This is a genomic window from Vibrio ouci (assembly GCF_004551525.1).
GTDB lineage: Bacteria > Pseudomonadota > Gammaproteobacteria > Enterobacterales > Vibrionaceae > Vibrio > Vibrio ouci.
The window spans coordinates 1-4,970 of record NZ_SATR01000090.1 but is presented as its reverse complement, the minus strand read 5'-3'; the positions used below and the strand labels follow the sequence as shown (position 1 = coordinate 4,970).

General features: G+C 41.9%; 3 protein-coding genes. 1 reads left to right on the top strand and 2 read right to left on the bottom strand.

Annotated elements, in window-relative coordinates:
- The first annotated feature begins 230 nt into the window (after positions 1 to 230).
- Positions 231 to 827 (top strand): tyrosine-type recombinase/integrase, encoded by a 597-nt coding sequence (locus ELS82_RS23285; RefSeq protein ID WP_134837562.1) that lies wholly within the window; start codon positions 231 to 233, stop codon positions 825 to 827.
- 424 nt (positions 828 to 1,251) lie between these two features.
- Here the strand turns inward: ELS82_RS23285 and ELS82_RS23280 are convergent, their stop codons facing one another.
- Entirely contained in the window at positions 1,252 to 2,640 is a 1,389-nt protein-coding gene (locus ELS82_RS23280) for a hypothetical protein (protein ID WP_134837561.1), read from the bottom strand.
- Positions 2,641 to 2,701: 61 nt separating this feature from the next.
- A complete protein-coding gene (locus tag ELS82_RS23275) occupies positions 2,702 to 4,228 on the bottom strand; it encodes a bifunctional metallophosphatase/5'-nucleotidase (RefSeq protein WP_244230868.1) in 1,527 nt (508 codons plus the stop codon).
- Positions 4,229 to 4,970 lie beyond the last annotated feature (742 nt).

Here is a 4,970-nt window from a genome sequence, read left to right as displayed (position 1 = left end):
TTTAAAGCTTTAAGTGTGTATCGCAAAGGTAATTTAGTTACTGGGTGCTTAACGGTGCCTTTGTGGAGGCTTGAGCCGTATGCAGTGAAAGTTGCACGTACGGTTCTGAGGAGGGAGGCACCTGGCAACAGGTGCCGCCTATCCGACACCAACGTTTCAAATATTCCTAAATCCTACTATATGTAACTGCCAAACTTCATGTTGACCAAAAACACTGAAAGGAGGTCATCATGAGAAAGTTATCTTCTGGGAAATGCAGTGGTATCAAAAGACCGTTTAAGCTTGAAGAAATCTGGCGGATCAGGACTAGGCTAGAGATTGAAAACGATCTGATGCAACTCGCACTACTGAACCTAGCTATAGATAGTAAGTTAAGAGCGAGTGATTTGCTAAAATTGCACGTTTACGATGTTTCTTCACAAGGGGTTATCTATGAAAGGGTTCAGTGCATCCAGCAAAAAACTGGCACCGATGTCCACTATGAAATTACGCCGAGAACACAGCAAAGTATTAGTCGATGGATTTTTGCAGCATCTCTAGAGGCAAGCAGTTTTCTATTCCCGAGTAGCCGACGATCTGGACAACCTATCAGCTACTCATTCTATCGTTCAATTATCAGGAATTGGGCTATAAAGCTTGGATTAAATGCGGATTATTACGGTACCCATTCCATGCGGCGAACAAAAGCTACTTTAATTTATGCTCGAACGAAAAACATCAGGGCTGTACAAATCTTGCTTGGGCATTCGAAGCTAGATAACACAATTCGATACCTTGGTGTTGAGCTAGAAGACGCTCTGAGGTTATCTGAAAAGACAGATTGCTGACAGAAAGGAGTGGCACAGGCTTTTCCTTTGAAAAGTCTATGCCCCGAAATGAGCTTTGGCTCGCATTGTTGTCTCCAATAATTTACTAGTTTTGAGATATAAAAAATAACGGATTGCAATAAGCAAGACCTGACCCCGATAAACGATATAAGCAGGAAAACATCACCGTCAGCATAACCACTATTCAAAAGACCTGGAAGCGAGAGCAACTCAACACCAGAGAACTTCGGGTCAAACAATCTCAATCGACGAATATCGAGGTGTGAGGCAATCAGCATCAGTGAGGACTAGAATGTGAGGGCACGACAGAGTCGATTGGTATTTATTCCTTCAAGTTCCCTCAGTAATGACAAGGGCACTCATGGATTGAACCATTACGGTTAACTTTTTGTAATTTGAGTGTAAACAGTTTCGTCTAATAATACTAAACCTGTAATTTTCTATCCCAAGAAATAGCACTATCATTGATAAATTGAATCAAACTGCTTATATCCTCCATATGAGGTGTATTATTTTTATGGCTGAATCTGGCCAAACCCCTTGATTGATTGTAAAAAAAAATAAATATCTCTCGCCATTCAAGATACTTTTTGTATGAAATAGTTCTTAAGTAGACCTCGGGTAAATGGTGTTTCATGAACTTGTTGTACTCAGCATTCCAGTCTTTTTTTACTTGAGTGTAAGCGTCAAGTGGTCCTTTGGTAAGAGAAGACATTACACAGCCAAGCAGCTTTTGGTCGTCGACGATACTCGCTTTAATCCACTTCTCACGCCACCAACCGATACTATTTGATTGAGGCTTAATCGGTTTATCCGTAGCAAAGTGATACAGGTAAAAGAGGTGACAATTGCCGCTTTTTATCTGTTCAGAAAAAGTAAAGATAGAGCTTCCTCTAAGAAAGCTTTCATGTTCAAGAAACAAATTCAGCGGAGTTTGGCTTGGCAGAATGCTGTTAAGTAATTGAAAGTGGCCATGAGCGCCCACGACTGGACGAAGTAAGGTCCCTTCTCTACTGTTAACTTGGCTTTGTAAGGCATAACCTAGGTTATCAAATTGATTGCGTGAGAAAATCTTATCGTATGTCCACTGTACGCGTTCAAAAGGTTCACTGCCTGTAAAGCTTGGTTCCACCTTATTCAATAAATATGGACTCGATGTAGGTTCGTCTCCAAGCAGCATGTTGTCGCTGTGTAGAAATAGAAAACCGTTCGTTGTATCTAGGGTATGAAGTTGCCAAGTTTTTAAGCTTTCTTTCTGTTTCCCAGAGCGAGTTTCAATAGATGAAGTACTGGAGTGGAGTGTTAGCATTAAACAAGAGTGAGTATACGCGATTATCATTAGGCGATTAACAAGCTCAAGTAATTGCGACAGCTTGGATAACCTTTGATAGAAAACCTTACTATTCCAACCCGTTTTCGCAAAGATTTCGCTGGTGGAAATGTCACTTGATACTAACTCAAACAATGGCTGTAATTGAGAGCTCAGCTTATCACCATTAAGTAGTGAGTAGACCGACTTGCATTCATTACATTGACGCCTTGGTGTCCCAGCTCTAGTTGAACCAAAGCGAGTTGATGGAGTTGGTTTTTTACATTGAACACAGTGTGGTAATAACAGTCTTGATTCATTACTTAGGGTGCGGCGAATAAAAAGGTTAATCGCCTTATCATCAAGGATTGGAGTGAATGCCCCACATTGAGGGCATTGATATGAATCGAAGCCGAGTTGATTGCTTTTTCGGTAGAGAGATAAGTCAGGGTTAGCTAGGTTGATGCATCCATAGGATTTACACCCATTAAACTCGGTTTTCATTTTGATGATTTCAGCCTGAATGCTAACCCTCACTTTCTATTAATTAATGGTAATCGAGGGTCTACTTGCGACTGACATCTACCTGACGACCTAGGCTAGGAACTGAGATAGTTTTATTTTTGGCAAAGCCATCAATTAATACCTGAGTTACAGACTCACTTTTAGATAGAGTTTCACCCTTGTTAAACACAGTATAACCATCACCACCACTTGCTGCATATGAATAAGTCGCTACGGTATACTTTTGTGCGTTATCAATTGCATTACCATTGATGGTTAGGCTAATTAGGCGCTCATACTCTGGTTTAGTGCTGTCATACGTTGCTTCAATGCCAGAGAACTGAGCTACACCATATGGTAACGTATAGCTGTATTCTAATAGCTCCTTGATATTCTCGCCGGTAAGTTCAACAACGGTAAGCTTATCTGTAAATGGGAATAGATTCATCACGTTTTCACGCGTTACAGCACCCTGGTTCAAGTCGACACGAATCGAGCCAGAACTCATCATCGCGATATCTGCGTTACCTGCTTCACGCATTAGGTCAGCAACAAGGTTACCAATGTTTGATTCACGGTAATAGCGACGTGATGCAGTTTTATCAATCGTTGCTAATTCATCCGCAAGCTCTGGATGGTCAGTACGCGTCTTTTCAATCATCGCGTGAGTCTTCTCATCACGTTCAAGCTTGGCAGATTCTACAGGGATTAGCTTACCACCAAGGAATTTCACATCATGCTTTTCAGTGTTCACCGTGAACTTGGTGTAACCTAGATGCATGCCTTGACCAAAGGTAAGACCGATAACAGTACCCGTTTCAGGATGAATGACTGGCTCAACAAGGCCATTATCAGAGTGACCACCGAAGATCACATCAACGCCTTTCAACTTACCTGCCATTGCGTAGTCTTCATCAAATCCGCGTTGCACTTCCGCATCGGCTTCTTTGTCGGTTTGCATTGGCGCGGTTTTATTCTGGTGAGTGAGAACGACGATCATGTCGACATCATCACGGATTTTATCAGCCCAGTATTGTGCTGTTTCAACAGGGTCTTTGATGGTTAGACCTTTGCGATTGCCTTTCCACATTGTGTTGTAGAACGCATCATTACCCATTATACCAATCACACCGATTTTCACACCATCACGTTCAAGAATGGCGTAAGGCTGCGCCATCATGGTGTCTGAGGCTTCATGGAAGATATTGGCATTCAGTACTGGGAAGTTAGCGCGTGGCATGGTTTCTACTAGAGATTTCCAGCCATATTCAAACTCGTGGTTACCCAATGTGATGACGTCATAACCCATTGAGTTGTAGAGGTCAAAAGGTAGCTTACCTTTGGTCTTCTTTGATAGAGCACCAGTATAAATATCACCGGCATCCAGAAGGAAGCTAATATCTTCTTGTGCTCGCGTCTCCTTAATGAGTGTAGCAAGGTAAGGAATACCGCCGACCATTTCAATATCGTCATTCCAGAATGCTTCGACAGGATCGTACACGCTCTCGATATCATTGGTATGTAGTAAGGTGACTTCCTTGATTTCTGCCCAAGCTGGTAGTGCTGATACTGCTCCAGCAAGTGCCATCGTGACGAATAATGGTTTGAGTTTCATCGCTTTCATATGTCCTCGATATAATGACGTAAAAATTGAAGTAATGATATGGCTAGAAAATCGCGAAAAGTGTGACTTTGATTTCGTTTTTTTATGGGTTGTTATCCGCAAAAATAATAATTTACCAAATGAGTTGGTTTAATTAATGAGGTGCTGACCTTCATTTGGTCCTAAGTCTATGGTTCAAACTAAGCAGGTTCGAGGCGAGTTTGTCGATCTCCTCGACTTACACGCAACCATTTTAGATGCAGCATGCCCAGAAAGCCTGACGACTATAGTTACGGTCCAGGGCAATCACTACTTTCCGTGATGAAAAGTGAGCGTGTGAGAGATTGGAAAGAGTATCAAATCGCACGCAGAACGTGGCAACTCGAGAATAAAAACAGTTGGTTCGTTACTATGCGAAAGAAGGCTCACCACAAGATAATTGGTATGACTCAGCCAATCCGATATGCGACCGTTACATAACAAACGGTTAAGGTTTCAAGTTACTTGTTCTTATCTGAACTGACACCACTAAATCAATTGAGCTAAGAAAGTTTTGTCCAACATCGAGCTGGCTGCCGTGGCTAGCTCAATTTTGTCCTCAAAGTGCCAGCTGTACTTTTACTAGCCTTAAAGCTGGCATGACCCACAAACGCACCAATTCTCATGCTTTAAGTCTAATTAACGCCACTATTTCTACACTCTAAGTTTCCTTTCATATATCCTTGTC

Excerpts from the sequence above, each read along its gene's own strand:
- ELS82_RS23280 (WP_134837561.1), bottom strand. The coding sequence starts at position 2,640 with ATGAAAACCGAGTTTAATGGGTGTAAATCCTATGGATGCATCAACCTA.
- ELS82_RS23275 (WP_244230868.1), bottom strand. The coding sequence starts at position 4,228 with ATGGCACTTGCTGGAGCAGTATCAGCACTACCAGCTTGGGCAGAAATC.
- ELS82_RS23285 (WP_134837562.1), top strand. The coding sequence starts at position 231 with ATGAGAAAGTTATCTTCTGGGAAATGCAGTGGTATCAAAAGACCGTTT.